At 46.0% G+C, this 18,448-nt stretch carries 1 protein-coding gene; it reads left to right on the forward strand.

Annotated features, from left to right (window positions below; translation table 11 throughout):
- Positions 1 to 88: 88 nt before the first annotated feature.
- Positions 89 to 18,277 (forward strand): Calx-beta domain-containing protein, encoded by an 18,189-nt coding sequence (locus AC570I_RS20590; protein WP_497407010.1) that lies wholly within the window; start codon positions 89 to 91, stop codon positions 18,275 to 18,277.
- Positions 18,278 to 18,448 lie beyond the last annotated feature (171 nt).

Consider the following 18,448-nt stretch of genomic DNA (forward strand, 5'->3'; position numbering starts at 1 on the left):
CGTTGTACTGACCTTTACAGGCACCAATAACCCTTCAGTTACGGTTACCCCTGCAACAGCTACGGTTAACATCATCGATAATGATGTGATGAGCGTGGTATTGAGCGGAGCAAGTTCAGTAACAGAAGGCAACTCAGGTACTAAGACAGTTACTTATACCGCAACTTTGGCTGGTCCTGCGGGTACCACGATCCGTGATGCTTCAACAGTAACGCCTGTTGTTACAGCGGGCAGTGCTACAGCTGGAAGCGATTATACATTTACTGCTCCAGCCGGAGGTGTGTTAACTTTCCCTGCGGGATCTGCAGTTGGTGCAACCGCAAGCTTTACGGTAACCATCAATGGTGACCTTACCGTTGAGCCAGATGAAACCTATACAGCAGCAATCACTACGCCAACAGGCAACGTTACTTTGGGTACACCAGCAAGCGTTACCACTACCATTACCAACGATGATTCAGCTACAATCACTGTAGCGACTACAGATGGTACTGAAGGTGGAGGCAACGGTTCATTCGTATTTACGCTGAGTGCACCTGCCAGTACCGATACCCAGATTACCTATACCATTGGTGGTACAGCTACCAATGGTACAGATTATAGCACCATTACAACTACAGCTACAATTTTAGCTGGACAAACAAGCATCACCGTTCCGATCACGGTAACCAATGACCTGATTGTTGAAGGTAATGAGACGATTATTTTAAGTTCATTTACAACCAACAACCCTTCAGTTACGGTTACCCCTGCAACTGCTACAGTTAACATCATCGATAACGATGTGATGACTGTGGTATTGAGCGGAGCGAGTTCAGTAACAGAAGGAAACTCAGGTACTAAGACAGTTACTTACACAGCTACATTAGCTGGCCCGGCAGGTACCACGATCCGTGATGCTTCAACCGTAACACCGGTTGTTACAGCGGGTAGTGCTACAGCTGGAAGCGATTATACATTTACTGCTCCAGTTGGAGGCACATTAAACTTTGCTGCAGGTGCAGCGGTAGGTGCAACGCAAACCTTTACGGTGAATGTAATAGGCGATTTAATTGCAGAAGGTAATGAAACTTATACCGCTTCAATCAGCACGCCAACAGGTAATGTGACCTTAGGTACACCAAATAGTGTGACTACAACGATCAATGATGACGATGCAGTTACCCTGGTACTCAGCGGACCATCAACCGTTAGCGAAGGTGCAGGAACTGCAACCTATACGGTTACTTTAACCGGCACCAATGGCGGATCTATCCAGAATGCCGTTACTGTTCAGGCTAACGTGGCTCCGGGTACAGCATCGTTAACCAGCGACTATACCTTCACATCTCCAACTACGGTTACTTTCCCTGCGGGATCAGTAGTGGGAGATACCCAAACCTTCACTGTAGGTATTGTTGATGATAACAGGGCAGAAGGACCGGAGACCTATACGGCTTCAATCAGCTCACCAACAGGTGTGGCAACTTTAGGCAACGCCAGCGTAACCACTACCATTAACGATAACGATGCGGTTACTTTAGTATTAACCGGACCTGCGACAGTAAATGAAAACGCAGGAACTGTTACTTATACCGTAACCTTAACCGGAATTACCGGAACAACGATACAGAACGCAGTAAGCGCAACTACCGGAGTAACTGCCGGAACAGCTACCGCTGGTTCTGACTATAACTTTACTGCAGGTACGGTTACTTTCGCGGCAGGTTCAACTGTGGGCGATACGCAAACCTTTACCGTAAGTATTGTTGATGATAATGTTGCTGAGGCTAACGAAACTTTTACTGCATTTATCAGTAACCCAACAGGAGTGGCTACTTTAGGCAATGCCAGCGTAACCACTACCATAACCGATAATGATGCGGTAACAGTTGTGCTGAGCGGACCGGCGACTGTTGCTGAAAATGCAGGTGCTGTAACCTACACGGCAACGTTAACAGGAACAACAGGCACTACCATCCAGAATGCAGTAACCGTGACTACTAGTGTAACTGCAGGTACAGCTACTTTAGGTAACGACTATACCTTTACTTCGGGAACTTTAACCTTCCCGGCAGGATCGGCAGTAGGCGCTACACAAACCTTTACAGTAACCATTGTTGATGATAATTTAGCAGAACCTACCGAAACCTACACGGCTACGATCAGTAACCCTACAGGTGCGGCTACTTTGGGTACACCTGCTTCGGTTACCACCAGCATTACTGACAACGATGCCTTAACATTTGTCCTAACCGGACCAGCTTCGGTAAATGAAGCAGATGGTACAGCAACCTACACCGTAACCTTAACCGGTGCGGCAGGAAAATCGCTACAGGATGCAGCTACAGTAACGACTGGTGTCACGGCAGGTACCGCAACTTCGGGATCTGATTATACCTTCTCATCAGGTGTGTTGAATTTCCCTGCGGCTTCTCCGGTGGGAACAACCAGGACGTTTACAGTTTCGATTGTGAATGATCTGATTGCTGAACCAACAGAGAATTACACCGCAACTATCAGTAACCCAACAGGTGTGGTTACCTTAGGTACAGCAGCAGTAACTACCTCAATTGTAGATAATGATGCCGCTACGGTAAGCATTGCAGCAACACCAAACAGTGTGGCTGAAGCAGCAGGTGCTACGGCTAACTTTACTATTACCCTGAGTACAGCAGTACAGGATGCCTTTACCGTTACTTATGGTACGGCCGACGGAACCGCTGTGGCAGGATCTGACTACACGACTACAACTGGTACTTATACTTTCCCTGCGGGATCGGTTGCCGGTGCGACTTATACTTTCACCGTTCCGATCTTAAACGACAATGTTGTTGAACCTTCTGAAACCTTTACCGCTTCCATTACCAATGTAAGCGGATCGCTGGTAACGGTTGGAACAGGTTTGGCAACCATGACCATTACCGATACAGATGCAGCAACGGTTAAAATCACCGCTGGTGTTGACGGCAATGAAAACGGTCCGGTTAACGGAACCTTTACTGTTACCTTAAGTGCTCTATCTTCTACACCAACAGATGTAATCTTCACTTTAGGAGGAACAGCAACAGAAGGCGATGACTATACTGCAGTAACCAAAACAATTACCATTCCTGCGAATGCGACTACCGCCACCATCACCATTCCGGTTAAAACGGATGCATTGGTTGAAGGTACAGAAACTGTAATTGCAACACTTACCGCTACAAATAACCCGTTAATCACGATAAGCCCCGTTGCTGCAGATAAAACCGCAACGATCAATATCCTTGATAACAATGCGGCAACGGTGAGTATTTCTGCTACGCCAACCAGTGTAAACGAAGCAGATGGTACAGCGACCTTTACCGTTACTCTGAATTCAGCGGTGCAGAACAGCTTTACCGTGAACTATGCAACTGCTGATGGTACAGCAAAAGCCGGATCGGCACTCGATTACATTGCTACTTCGGGTACGATTACTTTCGATGCAGGATCAGCAGCAGGTACAACCAAAACCTTCACTGTTCCAATCAATAACGATAACCTGGTTGAAACCAATGAAACATTCAGTGCGGTACTGAACAATGTATCCACACCACTGGTAACCATTGCTACAGGTACAGCTTCAGTAACCATTATTGATAACGATAGTTCGGTAGCAAGTATTGCTGCAGGCGTAAACGGCGATGAAACCGGTCCTGTAAACGGAACGTTTATTATTACTTTAAGTAAACCATCGTCAACTGATACGGAGATTACCTATACTGTAGGCGGCACAGCTACCGAAGGCGATGATTATACAGCTATTCCACGTACCATTATCATTCCTGCGGGAGCGACAACAGGTACAATTACCATTCCGGTTAAACAGGATAACATCACTGAAAATACAGAGAATGTAACAATTAACCTGATTTCAACCACCAGCACACTGGTAACCATTACACCAACGGCGGCAGATAAAACAGCTACCATCACCATTCAAGATGCGAACACGGCAAGTGTGAGTATTTCTACTACGCCAACTGTAAATGAGTCGGCAGGTACAGCTACTTTCAGTGTAACCTTAAACAATGCGGTGCAAAATGCATTCAGTGTAAATTATGCTACGGCTGACGGAACTGCTATCGCAGGATCGGATTATACATCGACTACAGGTACCTTAAACTTCCCGGCTAATTCTCCGGCAGGAACTGTACTGACCTTTACTGTGCCGATTTTAAATGACAATATTGCCGAGCCTAACGAAACCTTTACGGCTACTTTAAGTGGTATCACCGGAGGAACTGTAGTGATCAGCAATGCTACAGCTACGGCAACTATTGCAGATAACGATGCCGCAACGGTATCAATCGCTGCCGGTATTAGCGGAAGCGAGAACGGTCCGGTTAATGGAACATTTACCGTAACCCTGAGCAATCCATCGTCAACCGATACACAGATCACCTATAATGTAGGTGGTACTGCTACAGAAGGTGATGACTACGCAGCGATTACACGTACCATTACCATCCCTGCAGGAGCAACTACAGGAACGATTACCATTCCGGTGAAAACCGATAACCTGGTAGAAGGAACAGAAACCGTAGTAATTAACCTGGTTTCTACAAACAGTGCAATTGCAACGGTTAGCCCGACACCGGCAAATCAAACGGCAACCATCAACATTGCTGATAATACGACGGCAACTGTTACGGTAGCAGCCACAACGAATGCAGCTGAGCCATCAACAAACGGATTATTTACCTTCACGTTAAGTAACCCGTCAACAACCGATACACAGGTAACCTTTGCCGTAACCGGATCAGCTACAAGCGGAACGGATTACAGTGCTTTAGGCACCACAATTACTATTCCGGCAGGACAGACTTCGGTAACCCTTCCGGTAATCGTACAGGCTGATAACCTGGCTGAAGGAACAGAGACGGTGATTTTAACCATGACTGTTGCCACCAGCAACGCAGCGATTACAGCAAGTACCACACCTGCAACTGTAAATATTACAGATAATGATGTGGCTACGGTTGCGGTAAATAATGTAACTGTTGTGGAAAATGCAGGTAAAGCTACTTTCACAGTAACCTTAACCGGTAATGTTCAGAATGCCTTTACCGTAAACTTTACCACTGCTAACGGTACTGCTGTTGCAGGTTCTGATTACACCGCCACTACGGGTTCGGTAACCTTCCCTTCGAGATCGGTTAGCGGAGCAACACAAACTTTTGATGTTCCGGTACTTAACGATAACATTGCCGAATTAACTGAAACCTTTACGGCTACATTAACCGGCGTAAGCGCAGGTTCGCCGGTAACTATTCCTGCTGCCGGAGCAACAGGTACGGCAACCATTACTGATGATGATGTGGTGAGCCTGGCAATCAACAGTGTAACCGCTGCTGAAAATGCCGGAACCATGACATTTACAGTAACCTTAACCGGAAATACGCAGAATGCAATTTCAGTGAATTACGCTACTTCGGACAATACTGCCGTGGCAGGAGCTGACTATACGGCTAAAACCGGTACAGTTACTTTCCCCGCGGGATCGGTAAGTGGTGCAACACAAACGATTTTAATTGCCATCACGGATGATAATGCAACCGAAGCTTCAGAAAACTTTAAAGTAACCTTAAGCGGAGCAAGTGCGCCTGCTACAATTACACAGGCTGAAGGTATCGGTACGATTACTGATAACGATCCGGCTACTGTAAGCATTTCGGCTACACCAACCAGCATAAACGAAAATGCCGGAACAGCTACTTTCACAGTAACTTTAAGCAATGCGGTACAAAGTGCGTTTAATGTAAGCTACACCACAGTGGATGGTACAGCAATGCAGGGCAGCGATTACAATACGACCAGCGGAACATTAACCTTCCCTACTAATTCTGCAGCAGGAGCAACGTTAACCTTCACCGTTCCAATCATTGATGATAATCTGGTAGAAGCCAGCGAAACTTTCGATGCAACGATCAGCAACGTAACCGGTAACCTGGTTACCATTGGAACAGCAACGGCTACAGTAACCATCGTTGATAATGATACTGCGGTAGCTTCAATTGCACCGGGTACAAACGGAAGTGAAGCCGGCCCTGTGGCAGGAACATTTACGGTTACCCTGAGCAAGGCTTCATCAACTGATACACAGATTACCTATACTTTGGGCGGTACGGCTGCAGAGGGTTCAGACTACTCAACCATTACCACCAAAACCATTACTATTCCTGCCGGTCAGACGACAGGAACGATTACTATTCCGGTAATTACAGATAATATTGTTGAAGGAACAGAAACGGTAATTGCAACTCTGACAGCTGCTAACAATACTGCTGTGACAGTGAGCAATACGCCTGCCACCATCAATATTGCAGATAACACCACAGCAACGGTAACTGTTGCTGCAACAGCGGATGGGGCAGAGCCTAACACACCAGGTCAGTTCACCTTTACGTTAAGCAATGCAGCATCAACTGCTACGCAGATTACTTTTGCAGTAAGCGGAACAGCTACAAGTGGTGCCGACTACACTTCATTAGGCACAACGATTACCATCCCTGCCGGACAAACTATAGCAACGCTGTCGGTTCCGGTACTGGATGATAACATTGCCGAAGGAAATGAAACTGTGATCTTAACGATGACTGCTGCGACCAGCAATCCATCAATTACAGCCAGCACTACACCGGCGACAGTAAACATTACAGACAATGATACGGTTACGGCTACCATTACGCCAGGTATTGCCGGTAGTGAGAGCGGTCCGGTTAACGGAACATTTACCGTTACATTGAGCAATCCGTCATCGCAGCCAACTACCATTACCTATACCTTAACCGGTACAGCTACTGAAGGCAGCGATTACAGTACCATTACCACCAAAACGGTAACCATTCCGGCAGGTGCTACCACGGCTACCATAACCATTCCGGTACTGGCAGATGTTGTTGTGGAAGGAACTGAAACGGTAATCGCTAAATTAGGTACATCTACAAATCCATTGGTAACCGTAGATGATACACCAGCTTCGATTAATATTACTGATGCCAACACTGCAACAGTAAGTATTTCGGCAACACCAACCAGTGTAAACGAAGCTGCCGGTACAGCGACTTTCACTGTAACATTGAGTACTGCTGTACAAAATGCCTTTACAGTGAATTATGCTACTGCCGACGGTACAGCATTAGCGGGTACGGCATTAGACTATATTGCGACCAGCGGAACCTTAACTTTCCCTGCAAATTCTGCAGCGGGAGCTACCTTAACGTTCACGGTGCCAATTAATGATGACAACCTGGTTGAACCGAATGAAACATTCAATGCGGTATTGAGCAATGTATCAACACCATTGGTAACCATTGGTACGGGTACTGCTACGGTAACTATTACTGATAACGATACATCGGTGGCAAGCATTACACCGGGTGTTAACGGTAATGAAACCGGTCCGGTGAACGGAACATTTGTGGTTACCCTGAGCAAACCATCATCAACAGATACGCAGATTACCTATACTTTAGGTGGTACGGCTACTGAAGGTTCGGATTACTCAACCATCACTACGAAAACCATTACCATCCCTGCGGGTCAGACTGCGGGTACCATTACAATTCCGGTATTAACAGATGCAGTGACTGAACCGGTAGAAACCGTAATTGCTACTCTGGGTACTTCAAGTAATCCTGCAATAACAGTTAGCCCGGCTACGGCAACCATCAACATTCTGGATGCCAATACTGCCAGCGTAAGTATTTCTACTACGCCAACAGTGAACGAGGGAGCAGGTACTGCAACCTTTACCGTAACGCTTAACAATGCTGTACAGGATGCCTTTAGTGTAAACTATGCTACTGCCGATGTTACAGCCATTGCCGGTGCAGATTATACTTCGAAATCGGGCACTTTAACTTTCCCTGCGGGATCAGCTGCCGGAGCAACCGTGACTTTCACAGTTGGCATTACTGATGATAACATTGCTGAGCCATCTGAAACCTTTACGGCTACCCTAAGTGGTATTACCGGTGGGGTAGTAGTAATCAGCAATGCTACGGCTACAGCAACCATTGTAGATAACGATGCATCAGTAGCTACAGTTACTCCTGGTATTGCGGGTAACGAAAACGGACCGGTTAACGGAACATTTACCGTAACCTTAAGCAACCCTTCATCTCAGCCAACTACCATTACCTATACTTTAGGTGGTACAGCTATTGAAGGAAGCGATTTCAGTACCATTGTAACTAAAACCATTACGATTCCTGCAGGTGAAACTACAGGCACGATTACCATTCCGGTATTGGTAGATAATATAGTTGAGGGCACAGAAACTGTTGTATTAACGTTAACCAACAGCTCTAATCCATTGGTAACAATAGGCAACACACCTGCAAGCATCAACATTTTCGATAACACTACCGCAACAGTTACGGTAGCGGCTACCAATGATGGAGCAGAGCCTTCAACAGCCGGATTATTTACCTTCACTTTAAGTAATGTATCTACAACCGATACACAGGTTAACTTTACTGTAGGTGGTACAGCTACCAGCGGTGCAGATTACACTGCCATCGGAACCAGTATCACCATCCCGGCAGGTCAAACTTCGGTAACCTTATCGGTACCGGTATTGGATGATAATATTGCCGAGGGTGCAGAAACTGTCGTGTTGACGATGGCTGCTGCAACCAGCAACCCAGCGGTTACAGCAAGTACTACACCGGCAACTGTGAACATTACTGATAATGATACTACTGTAGCGACCATTACAGCAGGAACAACCGGAAGTGAAAACGGTCCGGTTAACGGAACATTCACAGTTACCTTAAGCAATCCATCAAGTACACCTACTACGCTAACCTTTACTTTAGGCGGAACGGCTACTGAAGGAACGGATTACACTATGGTAACCAAAACCATTACAATCCCTGCCGGATCAACTACAGGTACCATCACCATTCCGGTATTAGCCGACGCATTGGTAGAAGGTACTGAAACCGTAATTGCTACCCTAACCAATAGTGCTAATCCACTGGTAACGATCAGCAATACACCGGCAACGATCAACATTACAGATAACACTACAGCTACGGTAACCGTAGCGGCAACCACAAACGGTGCAGAGCCAGCTACTAACGGATTGTTCACCTTCACCATGAGCAACCCATCAACCACGGCTACACAGATTACCTTCGCAGTAATCGGTACCGCTACCAGCGGAGCAGATTACACTGCTTTTGGTACAACTGTTACCATCCCGGCGGGTGCTACTACAGCAACTGTAACTGTACCGGTATTGGATGATAATATTGTTGAGCCAACAGAAACAGTAATCTTAACGATGGCTGCTGCAACCAGCAATCCATCTGTTACCGCAAGTACTACCCCTGCAACGGTAAATATTACTGATAACGATACCTCGGTAGCATCGATTGCTCCGGGAGTTAACGGATCAGAAAACGGACCTGTAAACGGTACATTTATTGTAACCTTAAGCAATCCATCGGCTACGCCAACTAGCATAACCTACACAGTTGGCGGTACAGCGACAGAAGGAACGGACTACACGCCGATTGTATTAAAATCAATTACTATCCCTGCAGGTGCTACCACAGGAACCATCACCATTCCGGTATTAACCGATAATATTGTTGAAGGTACTGAAACTGTGATCATCAGCCTTGGATCGACAAACAATGCCGCTGTAACTACAAGCACTACACCTGCAACGATCAACATTACTGATAATACGCAGGCTACGGTAACTGTGGCAGCAACAACAAATGGTGCAGAGCCTAACAATGCAGGCTTATTTACCTTTACCCTGAGCAATGTGTCATCAACAAACACAGTGGTGAACTACACGGTAACAGGTACTGCTACCAGCGGTACTGATTATACCTTGATAGGTAGTAGCGTAACGATCCTTGCCGGACAAACTACTGCAACGGTATCGGTTCCGGTATTAGATGACGATATTGTTGAACCAACAGAAACGGTAATTTTAACCATGACTGCTGTTATCAGCAATCCGTCGGTTACAGCAAGTACTACACCTGCAACGGTCAATATCGCTGATAACGATACGGCGGTGGCTACAGTAACGCGTGGTGTAGATGGTAATGAAAACGGTCCTGTAAACGGAACGTTCATTGTAAGTCTAAACCATCCATCGGCAACACCAACTGCGATAACCTTTACGGTAGGCGGTACAGCAACCGAAGGAAGCGATTACAGTACTATCGTTAAAACGGTTATCATCCCGGCAGGTGCTACTACAGCAACTATCAACATTCCGGTAACGGCTGATGCGATTGTTGAGGGAACTGAAACGGTAACGTTAACACTGGCATCTTCAAATAATCCGGCGATTAGTGTGAGCAATTTACCTGCAAGCATCAATATTCTGGATAACAGCACCGCTACAGTAAGCATTTCAACTACTCCGGTAATTAATGAAAATGCAGGCACGGCTACCTTTACGGTAACTTTAAGTGCTGCCGTTCAAAACAACTTTACTGTTGATTACAAAACGGTTGACGGTACAGCAACAGCGGGAACAGATTACACCGCAACAGCGGGTACTTTAACATTCCCTGCGGGTTCTGCTGCCGGTGCAACCTTAACCTTTACCGTTCCTGTAATTGATGATAACCTGGTTGAACCAACTGAAATATTCAGCGCTACAATCAGTAATGTTCAGGGGGCAGCGGTAACTATTGGCACCGCAACAGCTACGGTAAGCATTACCGACAACGATACTGCTGTTGCCAGCATTGCGCCTGGAACCAATGGTAACGAAACTGGTCCGGTTAACGGAACATTTATCGTAAGCCTGAGCAATCCTTCGTCTACATCAACTGATATTACCTTTACTTTAAGTGGTACAGCTACTGAAGGTACAGATTACACTACGGTAACCAAAACCATTACCATCCCTGCAGGACAAACCAGCGCTACCATTAGTATCCCTGTTTTGGTGGATGCAATTGCTGAACCGATTGAAACTATTGTAGCTACTTTAGGTACATCGAACAATCCTGCAATTTCAGTAAATAATACACCGGCGAGTATCAATATTCTTGATGCGAATACGGCGAACGTGAGCATTTCAATCAATGCAGCAAGCGTACCTGAATCGGTAGGAACAGTAACCTTATCGGTAACGTTAAACATTGCGGTTCAGAACAGCTTCACTGTAGATTATGCTACAGCAAGCGGAACTGCAACTTCAGGACTTGACTTTACAGCCACCAGCGGAACATTAACTTTCCCTGCCAATTCACCTGCAGGTACAGTACTGAATGTGGTGATTCCGATTATCGACGATAACATCGTTGAAAATTCTGAATCGTTTACCGTTGGATTGAGCAATGTTCAGGGGGCGGATGTAGCAATAGGCGCAAGCCCTGCTACGGTAACCATTGCCGACAATGATACAGCTGTTGCAACCATTACAGCTGATACCAATGGTGATGAAAACGGCCAGGTAAGTGGCGTGTTTAAAATAACCTTAAGCAATCCATCGGCTACGCCAACCACGTTAACCTTTACATTAGGTGGTACAGCTACCGAAAGCTCGGATTACAGTGCAGTTACCAAAACGATTGTGATCCCGGCAGGTGCAACAACAGCAACCATTACCATTCCGGTATTGGCTGATGACCTGGCTGAGGGTACGGAAACCATAATTGCGACATTAACCAATTCGAGTAATCCGGCTATTACGGTAAGTACAACTCCGGCAAGCATCAACATCTTAGATGAAGATGCCGCTACAGTGAGCATTTCATCTACACCGGTAATTAATGAAGGCGCAGGAACTGCAACCTTCACGGTAACATTAAGTAAAGCTGTACAGAATACCTTTAGCGTTGATTATGCAACGGCCAACGGAACGGCAATAGCAGGAGCAGACTTCACCGCAACTAACGGAACCTTAACTTTCCCTGCCGGATCGGCTGCTGGCACTACGCTATCGTTTACGGTACCAATCAATGATGACAACGTTGTTGAGGCTACAGAAACATTCAGTGCAAGCTTAAGCAACATCACTGGTGGTGTAGTAACCATTGCAACCGCAACGGCTAACGTAAGCATTACTGATAATGATACCTCTGTAGCTACGGTAACTCCGGGAGTAGATGGAAATGAGAATGGTCCGGTAAGCGGAACATTCACGATCACCTTGAGCAAACCGTCATCAACTGATACACAGATTACTTTCAGTGTGGGCGGTACAGCAACAGAGGGAACGGACTACACGGCAATTACCAAAACGGTAACTATTCCTGCGGGACAAACCACCGCTACGGTAACGATTCCTGTGGTAACCGATAACATTGTAGAAGGTAACGAAACGGTAGAGTTAACCTTAACAGGAACAAACAGCTCTCTCGTATCAGTTAGCAATGCCCCTGCAACCATCAACATTATTGATAATAACAATGTAACAGCGAGCATTTCAATATCGCAGGCCAATATCAACGAATCGGCAGGTACGGCAACCTTTACCATCACGTTAAGTGGTGCAGTACAGGATGCATTTAATGTGGATTACGGAACAGCCGACGGAACAGCGAAAGCAGGAACTGACTACGTAGCCACCAGCGGAACATTAACCTTCCCTGCAGGCTCGGCTGCCGGTGCAACCTTAACTTTCACTGTGCCGATTATTGACGATAACATTGCGGAGCCAACAGAAACATTTGATGGTATCATTACCAATGTAAGTGGTGGATTGGTGACGATCGGTAACGGTAGGGCAACCATTACTATTGCCGACGACGACCAGGCAACAGCTAAAATCGTAGCTGGTACCAACGGTAGTGAAGCCGGACCAGTGAGTGGTACGTTTACCATTGAGTTGAGTAACCCTTCATCTACAGATACACAAATTACCTATACCTTGGGTGGAAGTGCAGCTGAAGGTGTTGATTATACAAACATCGCAACCAAAACGGTAATCATTCCTGCCGGTCAAACCAAAGCAACCATTACTATCCCTGTATTAACAGATAACCTGGTTGAAGGAATTGAAACGGTGGTAGCCACTTTAACTGCTTCTAACAGTGCACTGGTAGTCGTAAATACTACTCCTGCAACCATCAACATTACCGATAATACAATTGCATTGGTAACTGTGGCTGCTACAGCAGATGGCGCAGAGCCAAATACAGCAGGTGAGTTTACATTTACTTTGAGCAATGCTTCAACAACGCCTACAATAATTACTTACACCGTAAGCGGAACAGCAACCAGTGGAACAGATTATACTTCAATTGGCAATACCGTAACTATCCCAGCCGGACAAACAACGGCCAAGGTATCGGTACCAGTATTAAGCGATAACCTGGTAGAGGGAACAGAAACGGTGATCTTAACGATGAACGCGGTAACCAATAACCCTGCAATCACGGCAAGCACTACACCTGCTACAGTAAATATCACTGACAGCGGCTCATCTATTGCCACCATCGTTGCCGGTACAAACGGCAATGAAGCAGGACCGCTTAATGGTACATTCGAGGTTCGTTTGAACAATCCTTCGGCAACGGACACGCAGATCACGTATACTTTAAGTGGTACCGCTACTGAAGGAACCGACTACGCGGCGATTACTACCAAAACGGTAACCATACCGGCTGGACAGCTTTCGGCAACTATTACTATCCCTGTACAGGTTGATGGATTGGTTGAAGGACCTGAAACTGTGATTGCAACACTGGTAAGCTCAGGCAATCCATTGATTACAATCAGCAATGTACCAGCCACCATTAATATTGTGGATAATAACACCGCAACAGTGAGCATTTCTACTGCACCTACAGTTAATGAAGACGCAGGTACAGCTACCTTTGTGGTAACATTGAGCAATGCCGTACAGAATGCATTTACAGTAGCCTACGCTACAGCTGACGGAACGGCTACAGCTGGTTTAGATTACACAGCCACCAGCGGAACATTAACCTTCCCTGCAGGCTCGGCAGCAGGAACTACCTTAACCTTTACGGTTCCGGTAATTGACGATAACCTGATTGAGGCTAATGAAACATTCAGTGCTTCGATCAGCAATGTGAGCACTGCACTGGTAGGCATTGTGACAGGTACAGCAACTACAACCATTATCGATAATGATAGTTCTGTAGCCAGCATTACAGCAGCTAATGATGGTAATGAAAATGGATTGATCAGCGGAAACTTCACCGTTACTTTAAGCAAACCATCGGCTACCGATACGCAACTAACCTTTACCCTAAGCGGACAGGCGACCGAAGGAACGGACTACACGGCGGTAACACCTAAAACAGTGACCATTCCTGCGGGACAAACATCGGCTACGATTACCATTCCGGTACTGGCAGATGCGATTGTAGAAGGTAACGAAACGGTAGTAGCAACCTTAACAGTAAGTAACAACCCGCTGGTTAATGTAAATAGCAGTCCGGCAACCATCAACATTATTGATGGCAACACTGCAACAGTAACCGTAACAGCTACGGCAGATGGTGCTGAACCAGGCACACCGGGTCAGTTTACCTTTACTTTAAGTAGTCCTGCGTCAACTGATACGCAGATTACGTCTGCCGTAAGCGGAACAGCGACAAGCGGTGCAGATTATACTTCAATAGGTACAACGATTACCATCCCTGCGGGCCAAACGTCGGTAACCTTATCGGTTCCGGTACTGGATGATATCCTGAATGAAGGTAATGAAACAGTAATCTTAACAATGACTGCTGCAACAAGCAATGCATTGATTACTGCAAGCACTGTACCTGCAACTGTGAACATCAGAGACAACCGTGCTCCGGTAGTAACCGCTCCGGCTATTACTACACCGGAAGACACAGCTGCCAACGGTACCATCACGGCAACAGATCCTGATGGAAATACATTGACCTTCACGGTGACTACGCCTCCGGCGCATGGTACAGTGACGGTGATCCCTGATGGAACATATACTTATGTACCAGCAAAGGATTACAACGGAACCGACAGTTTCGTGGTAACAGTAAGCGATGGTAAAGGCGGAACAACTCCGGTTACTATCAACGTAACGGTTACCCCGGTTAACGATGCACCGGTAGCTACCACTCCGGTTAACTTAACCACCAACAAAAACACACCGGTAAGCGGAGCTATTACTGCTACTGATGTGGATGGTGATCCGTTAACTTATACAGCAGGTACAGCGCCGGCACATGGTACAGTGGTAGTTAACCCTGACGGCACATTCACTTATACACCAGCCAATAACTACAGCGGAAACGATACGTTTACAGTAGTAGTGAGCGATGGTAAAGGTGGTACAACAACCGTAACGGTGAATGTATCGGTAGCTCCAACCAATGTGGCTCCGGTAGTTACGGCTCCGGCATTTACAACTCCGGAAGATACAGCTTACAGTGGCGCGGTAACGGCAACGGATGCCGACGGTGATGCACTAACCTTTACGGTTAGCACGCAGCCGGCACATGGCACCCTGGCATTTAATGCCAACGGAACATACACCTATACCCCGGCACTGAATTACAATGGAACAGACAGTTTCGTGGTAACAGTAAGCGATGGTAAAGGCGGAACAGCCAATGCAACCGTGAACATTACGGTAACACCAGTTAACGATGCTCCGGTAGCAACTACTCCGGTTAATGTAAACACCCTGAAAAACACTCCGGTGAACGGCAGCATTACCGCAACCGATGCAGATGGTGATCCATTAACTTATACAGTAGGAACGCCGCCGGCACATGGAACAGTCGTAGTAAATCCTGACGGAACATTTACTTACACGCCAAACAATAACTACAGCGGGAACGATACGTTTACAGTAGTAGTAAGCGATGGTAAAGGTGGTACAACCACAGTAACCGTAAATGTGTCTGTAGCCGCAACGAACGTACCTCCTGTGGCAAGTGCCCCAGCATTGACAACCAGCGAAGGCACGCCAGCTAATGGAAAAATTACGGCAACAGATGCTGATGGTGATGTACTAACCTACACGGTAACTACACAACCAAGTCGTGGCACTGTAGTAATGAATCCTGATGGAACGTACACTTATACACCGGCTCCAAATTACACAGGAACTGATGCATTTACTGTTGTGATCAGTGATGGAAAAGGCGGGACAGCAATCGTAACCGTGAATGTTACAGTTACACCAGTAAATCATGCGCCTGTGGCAAGTGCGCCAGCCATTTCTACAAATGAGGATACGCCTGTCAACGGAACCATTACAGCAAGCGATGTTGACGGCGATCCGCTAACATTTACGATAGCTACGCAACCAGCTCATGGTACAGTAGTATTAAATGCAAACGGAACTTATACTTACACACCAGCTGCCAACTACAACGGGCCAGAGGTGTTTACGGTAACAGTAAGCGATGGTAAAGGTGGAACAACAACGGTAACCATTAATGTGACAGTAGTTTCAGTTAATGATGCGCCGGTTGCTTCATCACCAGCAATCACAACACTGCAAGATACCCCTAAAACAGGTACAGTAACGGCAAGTGATGTAGATGGCGATGCGTTAACATTTACATTAACTACAACACCGGCACACGGAACAGTAGTCGTAAATGCAGATGGAACCTACACTTACACACCAGCTACTGGTTATTCAGGCACTGATTCGTTCACCATCACAGTGAGTGACGGCAAAGGCGGAAGTGTTCCAGTAATGATTCCGGTAACCATCACAGCAACGGCTGCACCAGCATTTAGCTTAACGAAAGTAGCCACTAATACAGTCAGCAAAGCAGGTGATGTGATTAATTATAACATCATCGTAACCAATACAGGTAATGTTGCCTTAACCAATATTACGGTGACAGATGTTGGCGCTGATGCGGGTTCAATTTTACCTGCAGGTATTGCAAGCCTTGCTCCGGGAATTAGTGTAACTGTTACAGCGAAACATACCCTGACATTGACTGAAGTGAATAATGGTTCATTTAGTAACCAGGCAAGTGCAACCGCTTCAACACCAAACGGAGGTACGATCAGCAAGGTATCTGATGATCCGAATACCCCGGCGGCGAATGATGCAACGGTGACGCCAATTGCGCCAGCTTCAACAATCGCCCTGGTGAAAACAGGAACGGTAAGTACCGATGGTAACAGCATTACCTACAGCTTTAGCATTAAGAATACTGGAAACGTTACCCTACATATTGTCAATCTGATTGATGCAAAAATTGGTTTAAACAAAACGTATTCAGGAAATATGGCTCCGGGAGCAATTATTACGGATACTTATGTTTACCAGTTAACTCAGGCAGATAAAGATGCAGGAAGCGTGACCAACTCTGCAAATGTGAATGCCAGAACTCCGGCTAACTTACCAGTCACTGATATCTCTGGTACTGCTGAAACAAATGACACGCCAACAGTTACCAGTATACCAAACAATGGTGCCATTGCGTTGATTAAAACAGCAACGTTTAGTGGTAACAAGGTGACTTATACCTTTACAATTAAAAACACAGGTTCAGTTACTTTGAATACCGTTACTTTAACAGATGCGAAACTGGGCATTACCAATAAGGTGATTACGGTTGCCGGAGGTTTAGCGCCAAATACAACGGTTACCGATGTGGAAGTGTACACTTTGACACAGGCTGATAAAGACCTGGGTACGGTAACCAATACTGCTACAGTGAATGCGAAAACGACGGGAGGTGCAAATGTATCTGATGTTTCCGGAACGCTTGAGAACAACAATACGCCTACGGTAACTAACTTCCCTAAATCTCCACGGGCGGTTGATGACATCGGTGGCAATGTATCCGGGTCGCCAAAAACAATTAATATATTGGCTAACGACGATCCGGGTAACTCTACCTTTGATATGCTCACTATTGAAATTGTAAGTCAGCCTCAACATGGTAAAGTAGTGGTGAATCCGGACGGAACAGTTACTTATACGGCTAACCCTGGTTTTGTAGGTGAGGATACGTTTACATACCGAGTGAAAGATGCTTTTGGTTATTACACAAATGTAGCCGCAGTAACATTCACCGCAACGTTTGCGAATATCACAGTGCCAAACTTATTTACACCTAACGGTGATGGCATCAACGATGTGTTCGAGATCAGAGGATTAAATCAATATCAATCTAATGAATTGCAGATTGTGAACCGTTGGGGTAATGAAGTATTCCATTCTAAAAACTACCAGAATAACTGGACTGGCGAAGGATTGAATGAAGGTACTTACTACTATCTGTTACGTGTTAAAAGAGCAGGCAGCGACGAGGTTGAGGTGTTAAAAGGTTACATTACGTTAATCAGAGCATTTAAAAATTAAGATAAGAGGCTTAGGGAAACCAGGTGTTACAACCTGGTTTCCCTTTAAGATATTATGATGATGAAGAAATTTATATTGTTAATAACAGGATCATTTTTACTGATGTTAAGGCCGGCATCTGCTCAGCAGGATGCGCAGTACAGTCAGTATATGTTCAACGGGATTTACATC

The organism is Pedobacter sp. A2324 (genome assembly GCF_059693705.1).